The sequence below is a fragment of the Sphingomonas sp. HMP9 genome, from assembly GCF_013374115.1.
GTDB lineage: Bacteria > Pseudomonadota > Alphaproteobacteria > Sphingomonadales > Sphingomonadaceae > Sphingomonas.
Genome location: NZ_AP022673.1, coordinates 237,502 through 261,090 on the forward strand (window position 1 = coordinate 237,502; position 23,589 = coordinate 261,090).

General features: G+C 66.4%; 26 protein-coding genes. 13 read left to right on the forward strand and 13 right to left on the reverse strand.

Going from position 1 to position 23,589, the window contains the following annotated elements; translation table 11 throughout:
• Positions 1 to 20: 20 nt before the first annotated feature.
• The 3 genes from rpsI to HMP09_RS01130 form a co-directional block, all read right to left on the reverse strand.
• Complete coding sequence (gene rpsI, locus HMP09_RS01120; RefSeq protein ID WP_176498824.1) at positions 21 to 578, reverse strand: 30S ribosomal protein S9; 558 nt, start codon at positions 576 to 578, stop codon at positions 21 to 23.
• The gene (rplM, locus tag HMP09_RS01125) at positions 578 to 1,057 is read right to left on the reverse strand and encodes a 50S ribosomal protein L13 (RefSeq protein WP_176498825.1); all 480 of its coding nucleotides are present in this window, start codon (positions 1,055 to 1,057) and stop codon (positions 578 to 580) included. Before rplM ends, rpsI begins: the two co-directional genes overlap by 1 nt.
• Before the next feature lie 122 nt (positions 1,058 to 1,179).
• Positions 1,180 to 2,232 (reverse strand): COX15/CtaA family protein, encoded by a 1,053-nt coding sequence (locus HMP09_RS01130; RefSeq protein ID WP_176498826.1) that lies wholly within the window; start codon positions 2,230 to 2,232, stop codon positions 1,180 to 1,182.
• A gap of 346 nt (positions 2,233 to 2,578) precedes the next feature.
• Here HMP09_RS01130 and HMP09_RS01135 point away from each other — a divergent pair, with 346 nt between their 5' ends.
• Positions 2,579 to 2,962 carry a MerC domain-containing protein gene (locus HMP09_RS01135; protein ID WP_176498827.1) on the forward strand — a complete coding sequence of 128 codons (384 nt, stop codon included), beginning with the start codon at positions 2,579 to 2,581 and terminating at the stop codon, positions 2,960 to 2,962.
• 41 nt (positions 2,963 to 3,003) lie between these two features.
• Positions 3,004 to 3,471 carry a Fur family transcriptional regulator gene (locus HMP09_RS01140; protein WP_176498828.1) on the forward strand — a complete coding sequence of 156 codons (468 nt, stop codon included), beginning with the start codon at positions 3,004 to 3,006 and terminating at the stop codon, positions 3,469 to 3,471.
• Between the two features lie 60 nt (positions 3,472 to 3,531).
• Here the strand turns inward: HMP09_RS01140 and HMP09_RS01145 are convergent, their stop codons facing one another.
• Complete coding sequence (locus tag HMP09_RS01145; RefSeq protein WP_176498829.1) at positions 3,532 to 4,065, reverse strand: GNAT family N-acetyltransferase; 534 nt, start codon at positions 4,063 to 4,065, stop codon at positions 3,532 to 3,534.
• Between the two features lie 89 nt (positions 4,066 to 4,154).
• Here HMP09_RS01145 and dxs point away from each other — a divergent pair, with 89 nt between their 5' ends.
• Positions 4,155 to 6,077 (forward strand): 1-deoxy-D-xylulose-5-phosphate synthase, encoded by a 1,923-nt coding sequence (gene dxs, locus HMP09_RS01150; protein ID WP_176498830.1) that lies wholly within the window; start codon positions 4,155 to 4,157, stop codon positions 6,075 to 6,077.
• A gap of 20 nt (positions 6,078 to 6,097) precedes the next feature.
• Complete coding sequence (locus tag HMP09_RS01155) at positions 6,098 to 6,241, forward strand: hypothetical protein (protein ID WP_232090517.1); 144 nt, start codon at positions 6,098 to 6,100, stop codon at positions 6,239 to 6,241.
• A gap of 148 nt (positions 6,242 to 6,389) precedes the next feature.
• On the opposite strand, the gene HMP09_RS01160 is transcribed toward HMP09_RS01155, so the two are convergent.
• On the reverse strand, positions 6,390 to 7,061 hold the full coding sequence (locus HMP09_RS01160) for an RBBP9/YdeN family alpha/beta hydrolase (protein ID WP_232090519.1): 672 nt from the start codon (positions 7,059 to 7,061) through the stop codon (positions 6,390 to 6,392).
• Between the two features lie 174 nt (positions 7,062 to 7,235).
• Here HMP09_RS01160 and HMP09_RS01165 point away from each other — a divergent pair, with 174 nt between their 5' ends.
• From HMP09_RS01165 to HMP09_RS01185, 5 genes are all read left to right on the forward strand, one after another.
• Positions 7,236 to 8,018: a TlyA family RNA methyltransferase gene (locus HMP09_RS01165; protein WP_176498833.1), complete on the forward strand. Its 783-nt coding sequence runs from the start codon at positions 7,236 to 7,238 to the stop codon at positions 8,016 to 8,018.
• A 268-nt stretch (positions 8,019 to 8,286) separates the two neighbouring features.
• Entirely contained in the window at positions 8,287 to 8,805 is a 519-nt protein-coding gene (locus HMP09_RS01170; protein ID WP_176501500.1) for a TspO/MBR family protein, read from the forward strand.
• A gap of 39 nt (positions 8,806 to 8,844) precedes the next feature.
• A complete protein-coding gene (locus HMP09_RS01175) occupies positions 8,845 to 9,132 on the forward strand; it encodes an accessory factor UbiK family protein (RefSeq protein ID WP_176498834.1) in 288 nt (95 codons plus the stop codon).
• A 97-nt stretch (positions 9,133 to 9,229) separates the two neighbouring features.
• The gene (locus HMP09_RS01180; protein WP_443026431.1) at positions 9,230 to 9,736 is read left to right on the forward strand and encodes a YbjN domain-containing protein; all 507 of its coding nucleotides are present in this window, start codon (positions 9,230 to 9,232) and stop codon (positions 9,734 to 9,736) included.
• On the forward strand, positions 9,733 to 10,548 hold the full coding sequence (locus HMP09_RS01185) for a pyrroline-5-carboxylate reductase family protein (protein ID WP_176498836.1): 816 nt from the start codon (positions 9,733 to 9,735) through the stop codon (positions 10,546 to 10,548). Before HMP09_RS01180 ends, HMP09_RS01185 begins: the two co-directional genes overlap by 4 nt.
• A 98-nt stretch (positions 10,549 to 10,646) precedes the next feature.
• On the opposite strand, the gene HMP09_RS01190 is transcribed toward HMP09_RS01185, so the two are convergent.
• Together HMP09_RS01190 and HMP09_RS01195 are read right to left on the reverse strand one after the other, a co-directional pair.
• A complete protein-coding gene (locus HMP09_RS01190) occupies positions 10,647 to 11,627 on the reverse strand; it encodes an MBL fold metallo-hydrolase (protein WP_176498837.1) in 981 nt (326 codons plus the stop codon).
• A 38-nt stretch (positions 11,628 to 11,665) separates the two neighbouring features.
• The gene (locus HMP09_RS01195) at positions 11,666 to 13,576 is read right to left on the reverse strand and encodes a S9 family peptidase (protein ID WP_176498838.1); all 1,911 of its coding nucleotides are present in this window, start codon (positions 13,574 to 13,576) and stop codon (positions 11,666 to 11,668) included.
• Between the two features lie 174 nt (positions 13,577 to 13,750).
• Here HMP09_RS01195 and yghU point away from each other — a divergent pair, with 174 nt between their 5' ends.
• A complete protein-coding gene (gene yghU, locus HMP09_RS01200) occupies positions 13,751 to 14,632 on the forward strand; it encodes a glutathione-dependent disulfide-bond oxidoreductase (RefSeq protein WP_176498839.1) in 882 nt (293 codons plus the stop codon).
• Between the two features lie 111 nt (positions 14,633 to 14,743).
• Here yghU and HMP09_RS01205 read toward each other — a convergent pair whose 3' ends face one another.
• From HMP09_RS01205 to HMP09_RS01230, 6 genes are all read right to left on the reverse strand, one after another.
• Entirely contained in the window at positions 14,744 to 17,191 is a 2,448-nt protein-coding gene (locus HMP09_RS01205; RefSeq protein ID WP_176498840.1) for an alpha/beta hydrolase family protein, read from the reverse strand.
• A gap of 159 nt (positions 17,192 to 17,350) precedes the next feature.
• A complete protein-coding gene (locus HMP09_RS01210) occupies positions 17,351 to 17,956 on the reverse strand; it encodes a DedA family protein (protein WP_176498841.1) in 606 nt (201 codons plus the stop codon).
• Positions 17,953 to 18,342, reverse strand: a complete 390-nt coding sequence (locus HMP09_RS01215; protein ID WP_176498842.1) for a hypothetical protein — start codon at positions 18,340 to 18,342, stop codon at positions 17,953 to 17,955. Before HMP09_RS01215 ends, HMP09_RS01210 begins: the two co-directional genes overlap by 4 nt.
• Before the next feature lie 55 nt (positions 18,343 to 18,397).
• Positions 18,398 to 18,853, reverse strand: a complete 456-nt coding sequence (msrB, locus tag HMP09_RS01220) for a peptide-methionine (R)-S-oxide reductase MsrB (protein ID WP_176498843.1) — start codon at positions 18,851 to 18,853, stop codon at positions 18,398 to 18,400.
• Between the two features lie 80 nt (positions 18,854 to 18,933).
• Positions 18,934 to 20,130 (reverse strand): sensor histidine kinase, encoded by a 1,197-nt coding sequence (locus tag HMP09_RS01225; protein WP_176498844.1) that lies wholly within the window; start codon positions 20,128 to 20,130, stop codon positions 18,934 to 18,936.
• The gene (locus HMP09_RS01230; protein WP_176498845.1) at positions 20,120 to 21,352 is read right to left on the reverse strand and encodes a sigma-54-dependent transcriptional regulator; all 1,233 of its coding nucleotides are present in this window, start codon (positions 21,350 to 21,352) and stop codon (positions 20,120 to 20,122) included. Before HMP09_RS01230 ends, HMP09_RS01225 begins: the two co-directional genes overlap by 11 nt.
• Positions 21,353 to 21,478: 126 nt before the next feature.
• Here HMP09_RS01230 and HMP09_RS01235 point away from each other — a divergent pair, with 126 nt between their 5' ends.
• The 3 genes from HMP09_RS01235 to HMP09_RS18515 are packed head-to-tail and all read left to right on the forward strand — an operon-like array spanning position 21,479 to position 23,580.
• Positions 21,479 to 22,762: an efflux RND transporter periplasmic adaptor subunit gene (locus HMP09_RS01235; protein ID WP_232090523.1), complete on the forward strand. Its 1,284-nt coding sequence runs from the start codon at positions 21,479 to 21,481 to the stop codon at positions 22,760 to 22,762.
• A gap of 9 nt (positions 22,763 to 22,771) precedes the next feature.
• Positions 22,772 to 23,452: an ABC transporter ATP-binding protein gene (locus HMP09_RS01240; protein ID WP_176498846.1), complete on the forward strand. Its 681-nt coding sequence runs from the start codon at positions 22,772 to 22,774 to the stop codon at positions 23,450 to 23,452.
• Positions 23,449 to 23,580, forward strand: a complete 132-nt coding sequence (locus HMP09_RS18515; RefSeq protein WP_269473588.1) for a hypothetical protein — start codon at positions 23,449 to 23,451, stop codon at positions 23,578 to 23,580. The genes HMP09_RS01240 and HMP09_RS18515 overlap by 4 nt, the downstream gene beginning before the upstream one ends.
• The last annotated feature ends 9 nt before the right edge of the window (positions 23,581 to 23,589 follow it).

The following is a 23,589-nucleotide window of genomic DNA, read 5'->3' on the forward strand; positions in this document are numbered from 1 at the left end:
CGCAGATACTGAAAGCGGGATTAGCGCTTCGAGAACTGGAAGCTACGACGGGCCTTCGCCTTGCCGTACTTCTTGCGCTCGACGACGCGGCTGTCGCGGGTCAGGAAGCCTGCGGCCTTGACCGTGGCGCGCAGCACCGGCTCGAAGCGGGTCAGTGCCTGGCTGATGCCATGCTTGACCGCGCCGGCCTGGCCCGAAAGGCCACCACCCTTGACGGTGCAGACGACGTCATACTGACCTTCGCGCTCGGTGATGCCGAACACCTGGTTGATGACGAGACGCAGCGTCGGACGTGCGAAATACACTTCCTGGTCACGACCGTTGATCGTGATCTTGCCGGTGCCGGGCTTGACCCACACGCGGGCGACGGCGTCCTTACGACGGCCGGTCGCATAGGCGCGGCCCTGCTTGTCGAGGATCTGCTCGCGCAGCGGCATAGGCTCGCGGACGGGCTCGTTCGAGACCGGTGCGGCGAGATCGCCTTCGCTGGTCGGCAGCGTCTGCTCGGCAGCGGCAGCCGGCGCGGGCTGGTTGGTCAGGCTCGCGAGATCGGCGAGCGACTGGCGGTTGTCGGACATTATGCGCCCACCTTGTTCTTGCGGTTCATGCTGCCGATGTCGAGTACGGCAGGGCTCTGTGCCTCGTGCGGATGCTCGGTGCCCTTGAAGATACGCAGGTTGCGCATCTGCTCACGACCCAGCGGGCCGCGCGGGATCATGCGCTCGACAGCCTTCTCGAGAACGCGCTCCGGGAAGCGGCCGTCGAGGACCTTGGCGGCGGTGATGCCCTTGATGCCGCCGGCGTAACCGGTGTGCTTGTAATAGATCTTCTTCGCGGCCTTGTTGCCGGTGAAGCGGATCTTGTCGGCGTTGATCACGACGACGTTGTCACCGCAATCGACATGCGGGGTGAACGACACCTTGTGCTTGCCGCGCAGGACGTTGGCGATGATCGATGCGGCACGACCGACGACGAGACCTTCCGCGTCGACGATATGCCACTGCTTCTCCACCTCAGCCGGCTTTGCCGACTTGGTGGTCTTCATGAGCGCCTTCATGGGCGTTAGACCTTCCAGATTGAAATCCACGCAGCTGCCGAATCCGGACGCCGCGAATGGAGGGCTAATGCTGAAGGGGGGCGTCTAAGTCAAGCTTTCCGCCGGTTTGCTGACGGGTATCATTATACCCGTCGCGCCAGCCGGGGCGTGCTGCCGACCGCATGCGCGGCAAACATCGCGGCGATCAGCAACAACGCGGCGTTGCCCTGATGCGCGACCGCGACGTCGATCTGCACGCCGGTCATCAGCGTGGCGATGCCGAGCATGATCTGGAGTGTGACGAGGCCGACGACGAAGAACCCCGCGCTGCTGCCGGTCTTTGTCGCCTTGATCGCGAGCCAGATCAAACCCGCGGCGGCTGCGAACGCGAACCAGCGGTGGATGAACTGGATGACGATCGGGTTGTCAACCGCGTTGCTCCAGGCGGGGTTCACCATCGGCACATCGGCGGGGAACAGCCCGTCGCCCATCAGCGGCCAGCTCGCGAACGCATAGCCCGCATCGAGGCCGGCGGTGAACGCGCCATAGACGAGCTGCACGAACAGCAGCGCGAGCGCGACGATCGCGACCGGCCGCATGCGGGCAGGGGCGGAGAGCGGGTTGCGAGACAGCGCCATCAGGTCGAGCGCGGTCCACACGATCCCGGCAAGGATCGTCAGCGCGGTCAGCAGGTGGACGGCGAGTCGGATGTGGCTGACATCGGTCCGCACCGACAGCCCGGAGGCGACCATCCACCAGCCGATCGCCCCCTGGAACGCGCCGAGCGCCAACAGCGCCGACAGTCGCCAGCCATAGCCGACCGGGATACGCTTGCGCACCGCGAACCAGATCAGCGGCACGGCGAAAACGATGCCGATCACGCGCCCCCACAACCGGTGGAGATATTCCCAGAAGAAGATCGCCTTGAACCCGGACACGGTCATGTCGGCGTTGAACGCGGCATATTCGGGGATGCGTTTATAGGCGGCGAATTCGGCCTGCCACTGCGCGTCGTTGAGCGGTGGAATGATCCCGCTGATCGGCTTCCATTGCGTGATCGACAGCCCCGACTCGGTGAGCCGCGTGATACCGCCGATCACCACCATCGCGACGATCAGGCCGGCGACGGTGAGCAGCCACAAGGCTACCGAACGGGGACGGGCTTTGGTGAGGAAGGCGGCGCTGGGTTGAAGCATGGACTGGAGATAGTGCTTTGCGCGTCGCGGCGCCATTGCTTCATGGTTTGCCGTTGCTCCATGTTGCCGGACTTGGCGGAGGTGGGGCGTCGAGCCATATCGATCGTCCCGTCATCCTGACGAAAGTCAGGAACCAGAGCCTCAAGCGACGGCATGTGTTACTCTGGATCCTGACTTTCGTCAGGATGACGGAGGGGGGTGACGGTGTCCTTGTCGGGCTGATGGAGGGGCGTGGCTCGCGCGCGTCGTAAGATCGCTATCGGACGTGAAAACCCAAAAATTCCCTGCAATAAAAATGCGATGTAATGTTGTATCCTTTCGTCGACGCGCCTATATTCGGCGGACGATGACGCCCTCGGCCACGCATACCCACCGCTTCGCCGGCCTCGATCGCTATGCGATCGGGCTGTCGGGCCTGTGCATGGTACATTGCCTGGCGACCTCGGTGCTGGTCGCGCTCATGTCGACCGCGGGCGGTTTCCTGCTCGATCCGATCTTCCACGAAATCGGCCTGACGATCGCGATCGGCCTCGGCGCGTTGGCGCTCGGACGCGGCGTGCTCCACCATGGGTATATGATGCCTGCCGCTATGGGTGCGCTCGGGCTTGGCATCATGGCCGGCGCGATGACGCTGCCGCACGATAGTGGTGGAGGCGAGACGCTGTGGACGATCGTCGGCGTCGGGCTGCTGGCGTTCGGTCACGATCTCAACCGTCGCGCGGACAGTTAAGTCGGGTTGCTGGAACCCCTTCGGCACCTTACTTCACTACCATGGCGCACGCTCACCAACACACCGAACCGCAAGGCGCCGACCTGACCGTCGCGGCACAATCGACGCTCGAAAAGGCGGGAGAGCAGTGGACGACGATGCGCGCCAGCGTGTTCGCCGCGCTGGCCAGCTTCGAGAAACCAGCGTCCGCCTACGACATCGCCGAAGCCGTCTCCAAGGCGGAAGGTCGCCGCGTCGCCGCGAACAGCGTGTACCGCATCCTCGATCTGTTCGTCGGCGCCAATCTCGCGCGGCGAGTCGAGAGCGCCAACGCGTACGTCGCCAACGCGCATCCCGACTGTCTGCACGACTGCATCTTCCTGGTCTGCGACTCGTGTGGCCAGACGACGCATCTCGACAACGACACCATCACCAAGGGTGTCCGCAATGCGGCGGAGGCAGCGGGTTTCTCGCCTGTCCGCCCTGTGATCGAAGTCCGCGGTCGCTGTGCGGAGTGCGAAGCGAAGTAGCCTTTGCCTCTTAGACTGGGCGCAGCCGATCGATCCTCCCCCTGCGGGGGAGGACCAGGTTTAGGCCAAGTTCTTCCCCATCCGGATCATCGGTACCGGCACGTTTCCCGGCGTCTCGATCCGCTCGATCGGCATATATCCGCAAGCCCGGTACAGCGGCTCTCCCGCCAGCGTCGCCATCATCTCCGCCCGCGCGAATCCCGCTTCGCGAGCGGCCGTCTCGCAAACCGACAGCACCAGCCGCCCGACACCGCGCCGAACGAAATCCGGATCGGTATACATCGCCCGGATCCGCGCCGCGTCGTGCGCCGGATCGAGCAGCGCCGCATCCCGCAACGCCGTGCTGTGATCGCCGCCGTAGAGTGTCGCCCGTCGACTCCATCCACCACATCCGGCCAGTCGTCCGCTCGCCTCGACGAGCAGGTACGTCCCGTCCGCGATCAGCTGCGTATCGAGTCCCATCACCGCTTGGCTCGCAACGACCTGTGCCGGCGTCAGGAAATCCACCTGCAACGCGCCGATTGCCCGCGCCATCAAGGCTGCGATCGCGGGAATGTCCGCCGTGACGGCAGCACGGTGCGTAAAGTTCATCATTGTGCACTTCCCGAGCGATTTCAGCGCGAATGCTACGTCAACACACGGTAACAATCGACACGATACCCGCGCTGCATTAAGCCGGTCCAATGGCCGACCTTCCTGCGACACCGCTGCTCGACATCGTTTCGACTCCCGCCGACCTTCGCAAGCTGCGTCCGGACCAACTCCGTCAACTCGCCGACGAACTGCGTACCGAGACGATCTCCGCAGTCGGCACCACCGGCGGCCATCTCGGCTCGGGCCTGGGCGTAGTCGAGCTGACCACCGCGATCCACTATGTCTTCGACACCCCGCGCGACCGCCTGGTGTGGGACGTCGGCCATCAATGCTATCCGCACAAGATCCTCACCGGGCGCCGCGATCGCATCCGCACGCTCCGACAGGGCGGGGGGCTCAGCGGCTTCACGAAGCGTAGCGAGAGCGAATATGACCCGTTCGGCGCGGCGCATTCGTCCACTTCGATCTCCGCGGCCTTGGGCTTTGCGGTTGCCAACAAGATCGCGGGTACGCCGGGCAAGGGCATCGCGGTGATCGGCGACGGCGCGATGTCCGCGGGCATGGCGTACGAGGCTATGAACAATGCCGAGCAGGCCGGTAACCGCCTGGTCGTGATCCTCAACGACAACGACATGTCGATCGCGCCCCCGGTGGGCGGCCTGTCTGCCTATCTGAGCCGAATCGTGTCGAGCCGCGAGTTTTTGGGCATTCGCGAGCTTGCCAAGAAGCTTGCCCGCCGCCTGCCGCGTCCGTTCCACAACGCCGCACGGAAGACCGACGAGTTCGCGCGCGGCATGACGATGGGGGGCACGCTGTTCGAAGAACTCGGCTTTTATTATGTCGGCCCGATCGACGGGCATAACCTGGAGCACCTGATCCCGGTGCTCGAGAATGTCCGCGATGCGGAGGAGGGCCCGATCCTCGTCCACGTCGTCACCAAGAAGGGCAAGGGCTACGCCCCCGCCGAGGCCGCCGCGGACAAATATCACGGCGTCCAGAAGTTCGACGTGATCTCCGGCGTCCAGACCAAGGCCCCCCCGGGGCCGCCGCAATACCAGAACGTCTTCGGCGCGCAGCTCGTCGCCGAGGCTGCCAAGGACGACCGGATCTGCGCGATTACCGCGGCGATGCCGTCGGGTACCGGACTCGACGCGTTCGCCAAGGCCTATCCCGACCGGTTCTTCGACGTCGGCATCGCCGAGCAGCACGGCGTCACCTTTGCCGCTGGCCTCGCTGCACAAGGCATGCGGCCGTTCTGCGCGATCTATTCGACGTTCCTCCAGCGCGCCTATGATCAGGTCGTGCACGACGTCGCGATCCAGAACCTGCCGGTCCGGTTCGCGATCGATCGCGCGGGCCTCGTGGGGGCGGACGGCGCGACTCACGCCGGATCGTTCGACGTCACCTACCTTGCGACGCTCCCGAACTTCGTCGTGATGGCGGCGGCGGACGAGGCCGAACTCGTCCACATGACTCATACCGCGGCGCAGTATGACACCGGCCCGATCGCGCTGCGCTATCCGCGTGGCAACGGCACTGGTGTCGCGCTGCCCGAGACGCCGCAGCTTCTGGAAATCGGCAAGGGGCGTGTCGTTCGCGAGGGCAAGGCCGTCGCGATCCTGTCGCTCGGTACGCGTCTGGAGGAGGCCCTTAAAGCCGCCGAAATACTCGAGGCGAAGGGCCTGTCGACCACCGTGGCCGATCTTCGGTTCGCCAAGCCGCTCGACGTCGACCTGATCCGCAAGCTGCTCACCACGCATGAAGTCGCGGTGACGATCGAGGAGAACTCGGTTGGTGGCTTCGGCGCGCACGTCCTGACGATGGCGTCGGACGAGGGCCTGATCGACGGCGGGCTCAAGCTGCGCACGTTGCGCCTGCCTGACATGTATCAGGATCAGGACAAGCCCGAAGTCCAGTACGCCGAAGCCGGTCTCGACGCGACCGCGCTGGTGGATACCGTGCTCAAGGCGCTTCGTCACAATTCGGGCGGGGTCGCCGAAGCGCGCGCATGACGGGACCGACCAAGGGAATCGTGATCATCGTTCTGGCGGTGATCGTGGTCGTGTCGCTCAACATTGCGATGTGGCGTCGGATGCGGGGTGGGCTCGCCGCGGCGAAAGCCGAGCAGGTGGCTAACCCCGAACTGTTCGATGAGGACGGTTCTCGGATTTCGTGACGGAGCTCCACCCTCTGAGGACTACCCCGGCGAAGGCCGGGGCCCAGTTGGTGAGGTCGCAGTAACGGCGGACTGTGGTCCGTTAGCGGCGTCCCCCAACTGGGCCCCGGCCTTCGCCGGGGTAGTGTTTATAGTTTGGTCGGCAGGGTTAGCCGCCCAGATAATGCGTGTGCGCGGCATCGGTCGCACTCACCGCCAGGATCGAGCGTGCGACGCTCGGCGGCAAGGCCTGGCCCCGACCATCGCCACTTGCCGCGATGACCCGGTCCAGCAGATCCTGCCCCTCGCGCCACCAGCCTATCCCGCTCGCGGCGTTCAGATGTCCCTGCGGGCCGGCGTCGACGAAGTGACTGCCCCAATCGGCAGCCATGCTGTGCGCGCGTTCCGGCGTGACCCAGGGGTCGTCGCTGCTGGCCACCACGATCGACGGGAACGGCAAAGAGGTCCTCGGCGTCGGCGAAAAGCCCTTCAGCTCCGCCTGCGCGCCACCGCCATCGACGTCCGCCGGCGCCACCAGCAAGGCACCCGCCACCGGCCAGCCATAAGGTTGCGGGCTGAGTTCGGCCCACCATGCCACCGCGAGACACCCCAGGCTGTGTGCGGCGAGGATCACCGGCGCGTCCGCGCGACGGATCGCCTCGTCGAACCGCGTCACCCAGGCGTTGCGGTGCGGCGTGTGCCACATGCCGAGCTCGACGCGGACCGTATCGGGCCGGGCGTCTTCCCATAACGTCTGCCAATGCGAAGGGCCCGAACCACCAAGACCCGGCAGGGTCAGGATCGTCGGCTGGACGGCATCATACGGTGCGAAAGAACCCACAGCGCTTCTCCTTCTCCAAAACCTCGTTCTGCGAGGTCGGGAGCGTGGCCGAAGGTACGCCATCCGGTCACGATCCCATGCCCTGGATCTAATCCTACTCATTCGGTAGGCAATGACATTGCGGCGAAAGGAAGGCAGCTTGCGGCAATTGGATCGGGCGGCAATAGCGGCCCGATGGCAAAGATACGCGCGGACCAGATGCTGGTCGACAGAGGCCTCGTCGAGTCGCGGACGCGCGCGCAGGCATTGATCATGGCGGGCCTCGTGTTCGCGGGCACGAAGAAGGTCGACAAGCCGGGCCAGACCCTGCCCGACGACGTCCTGCTCGACGTGCGCGGACGGGATCATCCCTGGGTTTCGCGCGGCGGGATCAAGCTCGCACACGGGCTCGCGCATTTCGGGTGGGACGTGCGCGGCGCAGTCGCGATCGACGTCGGCTCCTCGACGGGTGGCTTTACCGACGTCATGCTGAAGAATGGCGCCGCCAGGGTCTATGCCGTCGACAGCGGGACCAACCAGCTTGCCTGGGCGCTCCGGCAGGATGACCGCGTCATCGTCCACGAACAGACCAGCGCGCGGATCCTGACGGCCGCGCATATCCCCGAGCCGATCGATCTGATCGTCTGCGATGCGAGCTTCATCGGTTTGGCCAAGGTGCTCGAACGGCCGATGTCCTTTGCCAAACCCGATGCGCGGCTGATGGCGCTGGTAAAGCCGCAGTTCGAGGCGGGACGCGGCGAGGTAGGGAAAGGCGGCGTGGTTCGCGATACCGCGATCCACCAGCGCGTCTGCGAGGAGGTGGCAGCGTGGCTGGCGGGGCAGGGGTGGCGCGTGGTCGGCGTGGTCGAGAGCCCGATCACGGGACCCGAGGGTAATGTGGAGTTCCTGATTGCCGCTTTGCATGGTGAGCGTTCGACGGTGGAACAGTTGGAGTCCGACGCGCTAAGCGATCCCTAGTCACCACCGTCGTCCTGACGACAGTCAGGACCCAAGGTGCCGAGCGCGGCCTTGCTTGGCTCTGGATCCTGACTTTCGTCAGGATGACGAGTAACGTGTGACATACCCGAGACCGCGGCAGATGCTCTCCACCGTGCCGGAATGAACCACTAGCGGAACGATTCTTCACCAAACTCGGTTTACCGATCGCCAAATGCGCGCCAGGACGAGCCCGCGTAGAGACGGAAGGACGTGTGTGGGCGGTATCGCTTCGAAGGGCCAGTTGAGGATGTCGTTCCTCCGCTGGGCGGTCGTGACCGTGCCCCTGATCCTGTTGCTGGGGTTCGTTTCCGGTCGATCGGTCAGCGTCGGCAGCGAGAATGGCTGGTACGCGGCGCTTGCCAAGCCCGCGCTGAACCCGCCGGGCTGGGTGTTCCCCATTGCGTGGACCACGCTCTACATCCTGATCGGGCTTGCGCTCGCGATGATCCTCAATGCCCGTGGCGCTCGGTTGCGCGGACTTGCGGTCGCCTTGTTCGTCGGACAGTTCGTGCTCAACCTTGCCTGGACGCCGATCTTCTTCGGTGCGCACGAGATCGGTTTGTCGGTACTGGTGATCGTTGCGATGCTGGCACTCTCCATCGCCGCGACTTTCGTGTTTGCGCGGATTCGCCCCGCCGCAGCGTGGCTGATGGTGCCGTACATGGTGTGGATCAGCTTTGCCGGCGTGCTCGCCTTCAGCATCGGGCAGTTGAACCCCGATGCCGAAACCCTTGCACCCGCGCCGCATACGTCCCAAATGCTGTGACGCAGCACTCACTGCGACAGACTTTGGGATTTTGAAGCAATGCAGTCCGAAAACCGCGTGTTCGACGATATCGTCAAGGTCTTGAACGGTGCTGCCGGTACGCTTGCGGGCGTTGGTCGCGAAGCCGGTTCCGGTGCGCGGGAACGCGCGCGCGAATGGCTCGGCGGGCTCGACTTCGTGAGCCGCGAAGAGTTCGACGCGGTCAAGGCTATGGCCGCTGCAGCGCGCGATGAAAACGACGTGTTGAAGGCTCGGCTCGATGCGCTCGATGCCAAATTCGCGGCACAATCGACAGTAAATGCGCCGTTCGGGGCGTCGGTCGACTGACTTTTCCACAGTTTTCCGCAAGATTGGGGCCAATGGGGTTGCCGCGGCGTTTTTGCCTCGGCACCCTTTGTCGTGCGATAAGGACCGCCAGGACCCTATGATGCTTGAACACGCCGACCACGACCATGAAGACGCTGCCCCGATCGACATGCTCGAGAGCTATTACGCTGCGCATGGCTGGGAACATGAACGTCATGACGACGAGATTGTTGCCACGGTAAAGGGAAGCTGGACGACCTACGAGCTGCGCGCGCTGTGGCGCGAGGATGACAGCGTCCTGCAATTCCTGGCTTTTCCGGACATTAAAGTGCCCGATGAACGTCGCCAGGCGGTCTACGAGACGATCGGACTGGTCAACGAACAACTCTGGATCGGCCATTTCGAACTCTGGTCGTCGAGCGGCATATTGCTGTTCCGGCATGCGGCGATGGTCGATGGTGGCGAGGAAGGCACGATGTCGCTCGATGCGGCCGAACTGCTGGTCGAGTCGGCGATCGAGGAATGCGAGCGTTTCTATCCCGTGTTCCAGTTCGTGCTGTGGGGCGGGAAGAGCCCCAAGGAGGCCATCGCCGCAGCCCTGATCGAAACGCACGGCGAGGCATGAGGCTGGGCGCAAGCTTTCCGGCGGGGCCGCTGTGGTTGATCGGTTGCGGCAACATGGGCGGGGCGATGCTGCGCCGTTGGATCGCCGCAGGGCTTGATCCGGCTAGCGTCACCGTCATCACGCGGAGCGGGCAGGGGGCGCCTCAGGGTGTCCGTTCGCTGACCGCGCTTCCTGACGAAGATGCCCCTCCCACGTTGATGCTCGCACTCAAGCCGCAACAGATCGATGCGGCGCAGGCGTTGCTGACGACAATGCGCGGTGCGCCGGGCCTGTTGCTGTCGATCCTCGCCGGCGTCGATCACGCGGCGCTTACCGAGCGGTTCGCAGCGGAGACGATCGTCCGCGCGATGCCGAACCTCCCGGTGGCCATCGGCAAGGGCGTGACGTCGCTCTACACCGTATGCGCATCGGATGCCGCGGTGGCAGCGGCGGAAGCGTTCGCGGCCCCCCTCGGCCATTACGAATGGATCGCGGACGAGGCCCATTTCGACGCCGTGACGGCGCTGGCGGGATGCGGCCCCGGGTTCGTGTTCCGGTTCGCCGACGCGCTTGCTAGGGCTGGCGTGTCGCTGGGCTTGCCGGCCGAGCAGGCAGCGCGTCTGGCGATCGCGACCTTGGAAGGGTCGGCGATCATGGCCGCCGAGGCTGACGTCTCGCCGGCCGTACTTGCCGACCGCGTGGCGAGCCCGGGCGGATCGACGCGCGAAGGGCTGAACGTGCTCGACCGGGACGACGCGCTGGTCGCGCTGTTGACGAGGACCTTGGCTGCCTCGGAACGTCGCAATGCCGAAATGGCTCTGGCGGGACGCTAGCGCTGACGGCCGGGTGGTGAGACACTAGCCGCGGGATGGTCTCTGTTCGATAGCATGGCCGTCCGATCCGGTAGGTCGCGAGACCGGCCGACGCTCGATCAAGCGAAATCGAAGACGCCGCCGGCCGGGGCCGCGATGAACCGGTCGGGCGCGATGGCGGCTGCGGATAGCGCCTCGGCCAGCGCCGTTTGCGGCGCATCGCGTGCTTCGTCGGTCAGCTGGAAGGTACCCCAGTGGATGCCGAGCGCCCGTCTGGCGTCGACCTCGGTGAAGATCCGCACCGCTTCGTCGGGATCGACATGCTGTCCGGCCATGAACCAGCGCGGGGCGTAGGCGCCGATCGGGATCAGCGCGACGTCGGGCGCGCCGAGCCGCTCGCGGATCTGGCCGAAGATCGCGCCATTGCCGTAAGCGGTATCGCCCGTGAACCAGATCGCGCCGGCGGGCGTGTCGAGCCAGTGGCCGGCCCAGAGCGCCATTCTGACGTCGCTCGGCCAGCGGTTCGCCCAGTGATAGGCGGGCGTGATCGTCGTGGTGATATCGTCGTGGATCGTCAGGCGGTCCCACCAGTCGCCGACGACGCATCTGGCGTCGGGCACCGCGGCGCGCAGGATCGTATCGTTGCCAAGCGGCAGAGCGAACAGGGGCGCGTGTGCTGCCTGCAGCCTGCGCAGGGTGGCGACGTCGAAATGATCGTAATGGCAGTGGCTGATGAGCACCACGTCGATCGGCGGCAGGTCGTCGAAGGCGATCCCGGGCGCTGCCACGCGCCTGGGTCCGGCGAACGCGACGGGGCTCGCGCGCTCGGACCAGACCGGATCGGTCAGAATGTTGCGCCCGGCCACCTGGATCAGCAGCGACGCGTGCCCGATCATCGTGATGCGGATGCCGTCGACGCGCGCGTCGGGCTTGGCAGCTGTGACCTGCACCGAGCGCGGCCATGTCGACGCGCCGCGCGCCAGCTTCCACCGCAGTACGTCGCCAAGCCCGTGATCGGTCGGCGCCTGCCCCGGATTGAAGAACCGGAGGCCATCGAAATGGTCGGACGGGGGACCCTGATAGTAGCGGTTCTGCGGCATGCGCCTGCCTATCCCGAAGTCCCCCGGCCGCCCAGATGCTACTTGGCGTTCTTCACGTATTTGTCGAACCACGCGATCGATCGCTGGCGGACGTCCGCGGACTGGTCGGGGCCCGTCACGCAATGGCCCGCGTCGGGATAGATCACCAGGCTGACGGGGACGTTGCGATCCTTCAGCGCGTGCCACCATTCGATCGACTGGGTCGGCGGCACCTCGATATCGCGCTCGCCGACATAGATGAACGTGGGCGTTTGGGCGGTTTTCGCGTGATAGATGGCGGAGACGTCCTCATACGCCTTCATGTCGTCGTACATCGACTTGCCGAAGAACGGCAGCAGCCACTGGTCGATGCCGTTGGTGCCGTAATAGCTGACCCAGTTCGACAGGCCGGCCCCTGCGACGATCCCCTTGAAGCGGTTGGTCTGCGTGTTGGCCCACATTGCCATGAACCCGCCATAGCTGCACCCGCCAAGGCCGAGGCGCTTGTCGTCGACCGGTGCCACCGCCTCGACCGCATCGACGCCGGCCAGCACGTCGCGCAGATCGCCACCGCCGAAGTCGTGCTTGTTCGCCGCGGTGAACGCCTCGCCCTGTCCGTAGCTGCCGCGCGGATTGGGCAGGAAGACGTAATAGCCAGCCTTGACCAAAGCGGCGTTGAGCGAGGTTGGATAGAGATACGCAGGCGTCGAGGCCGCCGATGGGCCGCCATGGACGATCGTGATCATCGGCGCCTTCCCGGTCGGCGCGACGCGGGGGGCGAGGAGCCAGCCCTGAACGTCGTATCCCTCGTTCTTCCAGCTGATGCTGCGCGCGGCGGCGAGCGCGGGCATCGCGTCGTTATCATGCGTGATCTGTTTGACGCCCTGGTCCCGAGATCCGAGCGGACCTGCGTAGATGGCCGGTGCGTGCTCGTAATCCTGCACTACCGCAGCGGCGATCCTGCCGTCGGCGGAGAACACCGCGCGGCCATCGCCTGCGGTCGAGCTTGCCGGCTTCGCAAAGCCCGGCACGACCGGCTGGCCGGGGGTGAGCGTGCCGAACTGCATCTGGTCGCCCGCCAGCGTCACCGTGCGAAGGCCGCCGCGGGTCCAGGCGATCGTCGTCACGGTCGACTTGGCGCCAGCCGTGACGTTGCGCGGGGTGCCGCCCGCCAATCCGACCGTGAAGACGTCGCCGCCGATCGAGCCGAAATCGCTCATCAGGCCACCCACATACGCGACGGTGCGGCCATCGGGCGACACCCGCGGCTGGTTGATCTGCGTCGTCGGCCTGGCGATCGAGCGGACCGCGCCGGTCTGAGCATCGATTGCGTCGAGCGTCGCGACCCACCAATTGTTGTCGCCATTGCCGAGCGCGGTGGTCGCGACGAAGCCGCGGCCGTCCGGCGTCCAGTCATATTCGTAGACGTAGCGACCCGCGGGCGAGAGCGGTCTGACGGCGGTCGTCGCCTTGGCGATGTCGAATACGGCGAGGCGCTGCTCATCGCTCTTCTCGCCGATCTCGCCGATCATCCGGACACCGGCCTGCGTCGCACCCGATTCCTTGGCGGCGCCCAGCGTCACCAATAGCGCGATACGCGTGCCGTCGGGCGACACGCGCGGGGTCTGCGCGATGCCGGCGATGGTCGCGACGGTGCGTGTCGACTTGGCATCGGCATAGGTCAGCCGGACGGTGCCTGCGGCGCTGTCGCGGACCAGGAACACCAGGTCGCCATTGGGCGCGAACGTCAGCCCCGTATAGCTGCATGTCGCGCATGGATCGATCGTCCGCATTACGCGCCCGTCGGTGACGCTGCGCAGCGTCACTACCCCGTGTGCGCCGCTGCTCTCGACGGTCGCGGTGCGATCGCCCGCGGGAGACAGCGCGAGCCCGCCATATTGGTGAAGCGTCTGCGCCGACACAGGCGCGGCGGTGGCAAGGATAAGGGCAGCGGTGACGGTAAGGCGCATCGAGGGCTCCGGCAGAACAGCGGTTACCCCTGCTTAGCGCGTCGCGGACCTGCGGCAAGCGGGTGTCGTGTCCGGGCCATGGAGATGACGGCCTCCAAAACCTGATCCGCCCTTGCGTCGAATCCTGCAACGTCCCACTTCGCAAACGAGGAACAACCGGAGCGGAGAAACCGAATGACCGAGACCGCCGAATACACGCCGCCCAAGGTCTGGACCTGGAACAAGGACAGCGGGGGCCGGTTCGCCAGCATCAACCGTCCGATCGCCGGCGCCACGCACGACCAGGACCTGCCGGTCGGCAAGCACCCGCTCCAGCTCTATTCGCTGGCGACGCCCAATGGGGTGAAGGTGACGGTGATGCTCGAGGAGTTGCTCGCAGCCGGGCACACGGGCGCCGAATACGACGCCTGGCTGATCAAGATCATGGACGGCGACCAGTTCGGCAGCGGCTTCGTCGAGGCCAACCCCAATTCGAAAATCCCCGCGCTGGTCGATCGCAGCGGCGCAAGTCCGATCCGGGTCTTCGAATCCGGCTCGATCCTCGTCTATCTCGCCGAGAAGTTCGGCGCGTTCCTGCCCACCGATGCCGCCAAGCGCGCCGAGGTGCTGTCGTGGCTGTTCTGGCAGATGGGGGCGGGGCCGATGCTGGGCGGCGGCTTCGGGCATTTCTACGCCTATGCGCCGGTGAAGATCGAATATGCGATCGACCGCTTCGCGATGGAGGTTAAGCGGCAGCTCGACGTTCTCGACCGACGTCTGGGCGAGAGCGAGTATCTCGGCGGTGACGACTATTCGATTGCCGACATGGCGGTGTGGCCTTGGTACGGCGCCTTGGTGAAGGGGCTGGTATATGATGCCGCGCAGTTCCTTCAGGTTGACGACTATAAGAACGTCCTGCGCTGGACCGATCTGATCGCCGCAAGGCCCGCGGTGATGCGGGGGCGGATGGTCAACCGCGTGATGGGCGAGCCTTCGAGCCAACTCCCCGAACGCCACGACGCCGGCGACTTCGACACGCGGACGCAGGACAAGCTCGACGCTGCAGCGGCCGAGTAGCGCTTGTTCCCGACGCGGCAGGGTATCCTAAGACGCGGTCGAGTGACGGTCGCCTATGAGTGCCGAACGTCTCGCCGGTCGCGGGCTTTCGGACCGCGACCGGCACCTCGATTACTTCTTCGCGGTCGTTGTCGCTACCGTCGATCCGCTCTGTTTCGGCTTGACGTAGCGGTCCAGCCAGTCGGTCATCTGCCACAACGTTTCCTCGGTCGACTCCAGCGCGCGATAGCCATGCGGCTCGTTGGGCAGGACGACGTAGCGGACGGTCGCGCCATTGCCCTTCAGCGCCGCGTACATGCGCTCGGACTGGATCGGGAAGGTGCCGCTATTGTCGTCTGCGCCGCCATGGATCAGCAGGATCGGCGCCTTGATCCGGTCGGCATAGGTGAACGGGCTCATCTCGGTATAGGTCGGCGTCGCCTGCCAATAAGTACGCTGCTCGGCCTGGAAGCCGAACGGCGTCAGCGTGCGGTTATAGGCGCCCGATCGCGCGATCCCGGCGCGGAACAGATCGGTATGCGCGAGCAGATTGGCGGTCATGAACGCGCCGTAGCTGTGCCCGCCGACCGCCATGCGGCTGCGGTCGCCGACGCCCAGTTTGACCACCGCGTCGACCGCCGCCTGCGCATCCTGCTGCAATTGTTTCACATAGGTATCGTTGGCTTCCGCACCGCCTTCGCCGATGATCGGCATCGACGGGTTGTCGAGGATCGCATAGCCCTGAGTCAGCAGGAACAGGTGGCTGATGCCGCGCGGGCGGACGAACCGGTTGCCCTGATCGACCGTCTGGCCGGCGACCTTCGCGTCGGTGAACTCCGCCGGATACGCCCAAAGCAGCGTCGGCAACGGCCCGTCGCGTTTCGCGTCGTAGCCGGCGGGTAGATACAGCGAGCCCGACAGCGGCAGTCCGTCGGCGCGGGGATAGGTGATGGTGCGCTGCGTGACGCCGGCGAAGACCGGGGCGGGATCGGCGAAGGCGGTGACGGGCTTGGCACTGCTCCCCTTCACGTCGCGGATCATGTAGTTGGGTGCAAGCTTCGCGCTCTCACGCCGCGTCAGTATCCGCTGCCCGCGCGCGTCGATCAACGCGACGACCGTCTCGTAATACGGCGCCTTGGCGGTCCACAGCCGCGTCTGTTCGCCCCCGGCCAGCGGCATCGTCGCCAGGAAGGGGAACGCCCCCGCTTTCGTCGCGCCGTCGCCGGTGACGTACACGCCGTCATGCGCGGGCGTGAAGCGCATCACCGGCTTGCCGGCAGCATTCTCCTCCACCATCGGGACGCCGGGATCGCCATATTGATCCTGGTAGTTACGCGTCAGCACCGCTCGGGTCGGTCCCGGTCGCGACGGCGCGACGGCGATGCGATGTTCGGTGCGCGTGCGCCATTCACGATCGATCACCAGCGCGAAACCATCGTCGCCCCATATCGTCGTCGCGTAGCGGGCCGGGGTCTGCGCCAGTTCCACCGGCGCGGCGTCGAACGGCGCGGCCTGCATCATCACCTTGTCGTGGAACGCGATCTTCGCGCGCGGATTGCCGCCGTCCAGCGCCTCGGCCCAGACGAGCGTCGCCGGTGCATCCGACCGCCAGACCGCCTCGCGCGGCCCCTTGAAGGTGGCGTCGAAATCGACCGGCAGATCGTCGGCGAGCGGGCGATCGGCCAGTGTCTTCACCGGTTGGCCCGCGATCGTGGATACGGCGATCTCGGTCGGGAAGAAACGGGCGGGCAGCAGGTAGGAATAGGGTCGCTTGAGCCGCTCGGTCAGGAGGTAGCGACCGTCCGGGGAGACGCTGAAATCGGTAAACAGGCCCGGCGTGCCAATCGGCTGTGCAGCGCCGGCGAGATCGATCCGGACCAGCTGGCCCGTAAAGTAATGGTCGAACAAGGCCTCGTCATGTGCATCGCCGAGGAGATCCTCATAGGTCCGCGCCGCCGAGGTGCGGCCGGCGCTTTCCTGGATCACCGGGCCGGTCGGCGTAGTGTTCGCGACGGGTGCCGCGCCGCGACCGGCGGGCACGGTATAGGCGACCAGCGCCTTGCCGTCCGGCATCCAGACGAAGGGTGTCCCGAACGTGCCGTTCAGCCCCCGGGCAACCGCGCGGGCGCTGCCGTCGCGCTCGGCGATCCAAAGCGACAGGCCGTCGGCGTCTTGCGCGTAGAAGGCGAGGCGGCTGCCGTCGGGCGACCAATCGGGCGCGGCGAAGCGCAAGCCGGCAGGCAGCTTGACCGCCACGGTCCGCCCCGAGCCCACGTCCTTGAAGCTGAGCGCGTTCAGCCACTGGACGCGCACCTCGGCCTGACCGTTGGTGGCGGGATCGATGCGGTAGCCGCCCAGGCGCAGGATCGGTTTCGACAGATTGGCGATCGAGGGCAAATTCTCGCGCCCCAGGATGGCAAGCGTGCGGTGATCGGGGCTGACGGCGACGCCCGGCGTGGGCGGCGCTTCCAGCGCCTTGGCGATCGCATCGGGCGCGCGGTGATAGGCGCTGCCGCCGGGCGTCTGAGCGAAGGCGGTGGTGGTGAGGAGCAGGGCAATCAGACAGACACCGGCGCGCATTCGAATTCCTTTGTCTCTGGCGTCAGATCGTCTGGCGCCAGGGATCGGCAGCCAAACGCTTGATCGAGAGCCTGGAACTTACGGGAGTTTCGGCATCGGGCAAGGTGTTGGACCGAGCCTGGAAATCTCGTCCGCCTCAATGCGGTCCAGCGTCAGCCGTCATGCCGCGTCGTCCGAAACTTTCGTCGGACGGCCGAATAGTTTCCACCCTAGCAGCCCGGCGACCAGCAGGCCGACGATCACCCAGGTCAGATTGCCGAGCAGGCTGGCGATCGTCTGAACCTGGTCGCTGAAGGCGCGGCCCAGCGAGACGTAGATCAGCAGCCAAAGGACTTCGCCCGCGACGTCGAGGACGATGAATCGCATCCACTGGTATTCGGTCAGTCCGCTGGTGACGTTGATCCATGGTCCAAGCGGGCCGATCAGCCACCGGCTGAAGAAGATGCCCCAACCCGCCCATTTGCGTGAATATGCTTCGGCTTGCTCGACCTTGTCCGCCCCGCCGATCCGCTTCGTGACCGCAGCGAGCAAGGGCCGGCCGCCATATCGTCCGAAGGCGTAGCCGATCTGGTCGCCGACGATCGCGCCGGCGGCGCCTGCAAATACCACAGGCCAGAATGCGAGCTCCCCCTGCGCGACGAACGACCCCATCGCGACCAACGTCAGCGAGCTGGGGAACGGCATCCCCGCCGCAGCGAGGATCATCGCGCCGAACAGCGCGGGGAGCCCGTAGGTCGTCAGCAGTTCAAGCAGCTGGTCGGTCATTTCGCGGGCGACGACGACGACGGTGACGGCATGAACGGTCGCGGGGGCGGGCCGGGCGCCGGGTAGGGCGGCCGCGCGTGGACGATCGCATATTTCAGTTTCGCCTCGATCTGGTTCATCGAGCGCCCGCTCTCCCGGGCGATCCGGCCGAGCGGACGACGGTCCGGCATCGGCGGCAGGTTCAGCGCCTGGTGCAGGACGTGCGGCGGGACATGATACGAATGCGCGACATAGCCTATCGTCATCCATCGCTCGATCGGCTCGTCGCGGTGCGCGTTCCAATAGATCGCGTCGCTAACCGTCCTGACCGCGTGATATCCGGTGAAGGCTATCACGACGACGAACAGTGCAATCAGGACTCTTCGCCAACGTCGATTCTGGGTCATTCGAGTGCGATAGGCGCGCCGAGTGCGGCGATCAACGCGCCATGATCGACGCGCCTCAGCTGGCGGGAACGTCCTCAACCTGATCGAGATAGGCCGCATAGCCTTGCTTGGCCATTTCCGCGCGTGGGACGAAGCGCAACGCCGCCGAGTTGATGCAGTAGCGCAGTCCGCCGCGGCTGCGGGGACCGTCCTTGAAGACGTGGCCGAGGTGACTGTCGCCGTGTGTCGAGCGCACTTCGGTGCGCGGGATCAGCATCGACCAGTCGCGCTTGGCGGTCACGCTGGTGGGTTCGATCGGCCTGGTGAAGCTGGGCCAGCCGCAACCGGACTCGTATTTGTCGGCGCTAGCGAACAGCGGTTCGCCCGAGACGATGTCGACGTAGATCCCCGCGGCCGTCGTGTGCAGCAGCGCGCCGGTGCCGGGACGCTCGGTGGCGTTTTGCTGCGTTACGCGGAACTGCTCCGGGGTCAGCGCGGCGACGGCGGCATCGGTCTTGCTGTAGCTGGTCATGAACAACCTCCGTTGACCGGCATGTGGTACGTCGCGCCGAAAATTCGAGGTGTCATGGCGCTTGGGCTGGCGATGCGTGTTCAGCTGATCGGAACGGAAGGCAGCGTGCCCTCGAACCGTGTCCTACCGGGTGATGACTGTGCGAGGCCGAGATCGCCGTTGTGGCCGCGGAATATCTGCCGAGCGAGCGCCAGACCTACACCCGTGCCCTCGCTCTTGGTGGTGAAGAAGGGGCGGAAAATGTCGGCTTGGTTTCCGGCTGGAATACCCGGGCCGGTGTCAGTGATCGTGAACTGCGTTTGGCCGACGCGGGCGGAAATGGACAGCGTGACCCGCGTATCGGGCCACGCGTGCAACGCCTCGGCTGCGTTCTGCAACACGGCCCAGAGCGCTGCCGTCAACTGATCCGGGTCCACCAGCAGATAGGCAGGTGCCTCTAGCATGTCAGTCGTAAACGCGATCGTCGGCCACCGCGTCGTGAACAAGGCTGCCAGATCGCTGACGAACCCGGCCACGGGAACCCGCACCGCGGAAGGGGCAGGCAGCTTCGCCAAGGCACGGTAGCTTTCGCCGAAGCGGTGCAGGCTGGCGGCACGGCGCGCGACCGTCTCGACCGCGTCGCGCACCTTGGGCAGCATCGGATCCGGATCGTCGAGCATCGCTACCGCGGTCTCGGCCAGCGAGGCGATCGGGGTGAGGGCGTTGACGATCTCGTGGCTCAAGACCTGGACGAGTTCGCGCAACGCGGCGGCCTCGGCGGCCTTCAGTTCGGCATCGATGTCGATCAGCGCGCCGATCCGCGTCATCCGCCCGGCGAGGACGAGGTCGCTTGTGGCCAACGCAAAGCTCCGCATGTCGACGTCATGGCCGATGTCGATCGTGGTGGTCCGACCGGGGCGGGTATCGGCGAGCGCGGTAACGAGCCCCTCGGGCGGATCGGCGACGAGGTCGCCTGCGCCAAGCAATCGCCGCGCGGCGCGGTTGACGGCGCGCAACCGGCCGTCGTCGAACGCGACCAGGGGCGCGGGCGACAAATCGAGATAGGCGTTCAGGCGCCGCCGTTCCTCGTCTCCGGCAGAGGCGGCCGGGAGTGGTGGCGCCGGCGTCGGGGCGCGCTGACCCGTGTCGACCAGGTTGAGCGCGGCGATCCAGATCGCGATCATCGCCGCCAACAGCGCGGTGGCATACAGACCGCGCGTCGCGGCGACCGCACCACCGGCACCGGCCGCGGCGATCACCAGCGCGCGAACCGCCGCGCGAGTCCGGTCAGAGGCCATAGCGCGCCATCCGGCGGTAGAGCGCCGCGCGGGTCAATCCGAGCTGCGCGGCGGCGCGGCTGACGTTGAAGGCGTGGCGTTCGAGCGCTGCGGTGATCAGCGTTTCCTCGTTGCGCGCGAGCGACAGATCGGGTGCGAGCGATTGCGGCTCGGCGGTGGCGGTAGAGAGCAGGAGGTCGCCGATCGCGTACGTCTCGCCAGTGCCGAGCAGCACCGTGCGTTCCATCGTCTGGCGCAGGCCGCGGACGTTGTCGGGCCAGCGATCTGCTGCGATCGCCTGCACGGCGTCTGCATCAAGGGGTCTGAGCGGCGTGCCGTGGCGGTAGGCGAACAGCGCGAGGAAGTGGCGTGCGAGCAGCACCGCATCGCCCGCGCGATCGGCGAGCGGCGGGAGGGCGATCTCGATCGTTCCGACCCGGTCGAGCAGGTCTTCGCCGATCGCCCCTCGAACGCCGGTGCGATCCAGGCGCGTGGTCGCGATGACACGAATGCCGTCGAGCGCAGATAGCAGAACGCCGCTCAGCGCACGAGGCAGTCGGTCGATGTGATCGATCACCAGCATCCCGCCCGCTGCCGCCGCGCTTCGCTCGGCGATGACGGCGGCGTCCGCAGCTTCGGCGTCCAACGTGACGAACGGACGCCCGGCATGCGGCGAGGCCTGATGAATCAGCCGAGCGATCAGCGTCTTGCCGGTGCCCGCAGCGCCGAGGATCAGGATCGGGGCTGCGGTAGGCGCGACCCGAGCGACCAGTCCGCGGGCGCGCGCGATCCCGGCGCTCTCGCCGAGCAGGATCCCGTCGTGAACGGGCGGCGTCGCCGCGATCTCCAGTTTCGCGCGGCGCAATGCCAGTCCGCGCTCGACCGTGGTCAGCAGGCGTTCGTTGTTCCAGGGCTTGATCACGAAATCGGTCGCCCCGCTGCGCATTGCCCGGACCGCGACCGCGATCCCGCTATGCCCGGTGACGACGATCACGACCGCGCGCGCGTCCGCCGCGATCAACCGGTCGAGCATCGCGAAGCCCTCCTCGCCGGTGGTCCGTCCTCGCGCGAAATTCAGGTCGAGCAGGATGACGTCGATCGGTTCGCCCGCGAGCAGCACCCAGGCCGCCTCCGGGTTCGCCGCGGTCGAGACGCGCATGCCGTGCCGTTCGAGCAACAGCCGTGCGGCCTTGGCGATGTCGGGATCGTCGTCGATGACCAGGATATGCGATTCGGTTGACATGCCCATGATAGTGTCCGGAAACGGACAGTTGGTACAGTGGTGGTGTCCGCTGGGGCGTTTCCGCGTAGAAAGCTGATTAACAACAGCTGCTTAGGTTGTCTGCGGTGCGTCGCGTACACTGCTCGCATGACGGAAACGACCCTTCCCGGAACGGGCGCCGCGATGGACCGGCGTATCGAGCGTCCGCATGCCAAGCGACGCCGGTGGATCGTGCGCGGTGCGCTTGCGCTTGCGGTGGTGGCTGCGGCGGTGCTGCTGTGGCTGCTGATGCCGGGCGCCAATGCACTGACCGTCGATGCCGTCGCGATCCGCACGGGCGACGTCGTACGCGCGCCATTCCGCGATTTCGTGCCGCTGCGGGCAGAGGTCGCGCCACTGCGTACCGTTTTCGTGACGGCGATCTCGGGCGGACAGGTCGCCGAACTCGCGGCGAGCGACGGCGCGATGGTCGACGCCGGTACGCCGCTCGCGCGTCTGTCCAACCCATCGCTCGAACTCGACGTTGCCAGCCGCTCCGCCGACATCGTCGGGCAGTTGAGCGCGATCAGCGGCCAGCGGTTGTCGGTGCAGAACACGCGGCAGGACGGCGCACGCGATCTGGCCGAGGCGCGCAATGCGCTGTCCAAGGCGCGGACCTTGCTCGCGCAGAAGCAGGTGCTGTTCGACCGGGGGATCATCACGCGCGCCGCGATCGATCCGGTGCGCGAGGATGTCGGATATCAGCAGGCGCGCGTCGGCGCGCTCGACCGCGGGACCGCCGAGGCGGGGGCGACGCTTGCGGATCAGTCCTCCGGCATCGCCGCCACCGCACGGCAGTTGCGCGAGAGCCTGGCAATGGTCCGCGCGAGCCTGTCCGCACTGGTGCTGCGCGCGCCGGTCGCGGGACGGCTGACCGCCTTTACGCTCCAGCCCGGCCAGACGCTAAAGCCCGGCGATCCGGTCGGCCAGATCGACTCCGAAGGCCAGTGGAAGCTGACCGCCGACGTCGACCAATTCTACCTCGGGCGAGTCCGGACCGGGCTCACGGCGGCGGCGGACATCGACGGCCGCAGCTATCCGATGGCGATCATCAAGATCCTGCCGCAGGTGACCGAGGGCCGGTTTCGCGTCGAACTCGGTTTTCGTGGGGTCGTGCCGGCCGGCCTGAACCGCGGCCAGACGCTCGACGTACGGCTCGTGCTCGGCGCGGACCGGCCTGCGGTGGTGGCGCCGTCGGGTGGCTGGCTCGATGCGGGCGGCACGACCGCGTTCGTGCTCGACGGGAACACAAAGGCCGTCAGGCGCGCGATCGTCACCGGCCGCCGCAATCCCGATCAGGTCGAGATCGTCTCCGGCCTCGCGCCCGGCGAGCGGATCGTGACCACTGCGCTCGGCACCTACACCCCCTTCCAGACCCTCCTCATCCGATAGGAATCGATCATGATCCACCTGCAGGACCTCAGCCGCACCTATGCCTCGGACGAGATCGAGACGACCGCGCTCGGCGGCATCGACCTTCACGTCGAGGCGGGCGAATTCGTCGCGATCATGGGGCCGTCGGGGTGCGGCAAATCGACCTTGCTCAACATCATCGGCACGATCGACCGGCCGACCGACGGGCGGTATTTGTTCGAAGGCGCCGACATCGCGCGGGCACCCGAAGCCGAACTCGCCAGACTGCGCCGCGACCGGCTGGGCTTCGTGTTCCAGAGCTTCAACCTGATCGACGAGCTGACGATCGCCGAGAACGTCGCGCTGGGGCTCGCCTATCGCACCATGCCCGCGCGCGAGAAGAAGGAGCGCGTGGCGGCGGCGATGGACCGCGTCGGTATCGCCCACCGCCAGCGGCATCATCCGCACCAATTGTCGGGCGGCCAGCAACAGCGCGCGGCGATCGCGCGCGCGATCGTCGGCGAACCGCGGCTGATCCTCGCCGACGAACCGACCGGCAACCTGGATACCGAGAACGGCGCGCAGGTGATGGACATCCTAGGCCAGTTGAACGCGGAGGGCGCGACGATCGTCATGGTCACGCACAGCCCGTCGCACGCCGATATCGCCAAGCGGACGGTGCACATGCTCGACGGCCGCATCCTGTCGTCGGCGCGGAGGGCGGCATGATGCGCCGCTCTCTCCAGATGATCGTGCTGATGCTGCTCGTGGTGGTCCTCGTCCGCCATCTCGCCGCGACCAAGCCCGCGACCAAGACCGCGACCAAGCCCGCCCCCAAGCCCGCTAGCGACGCCTGAAGGAACCGC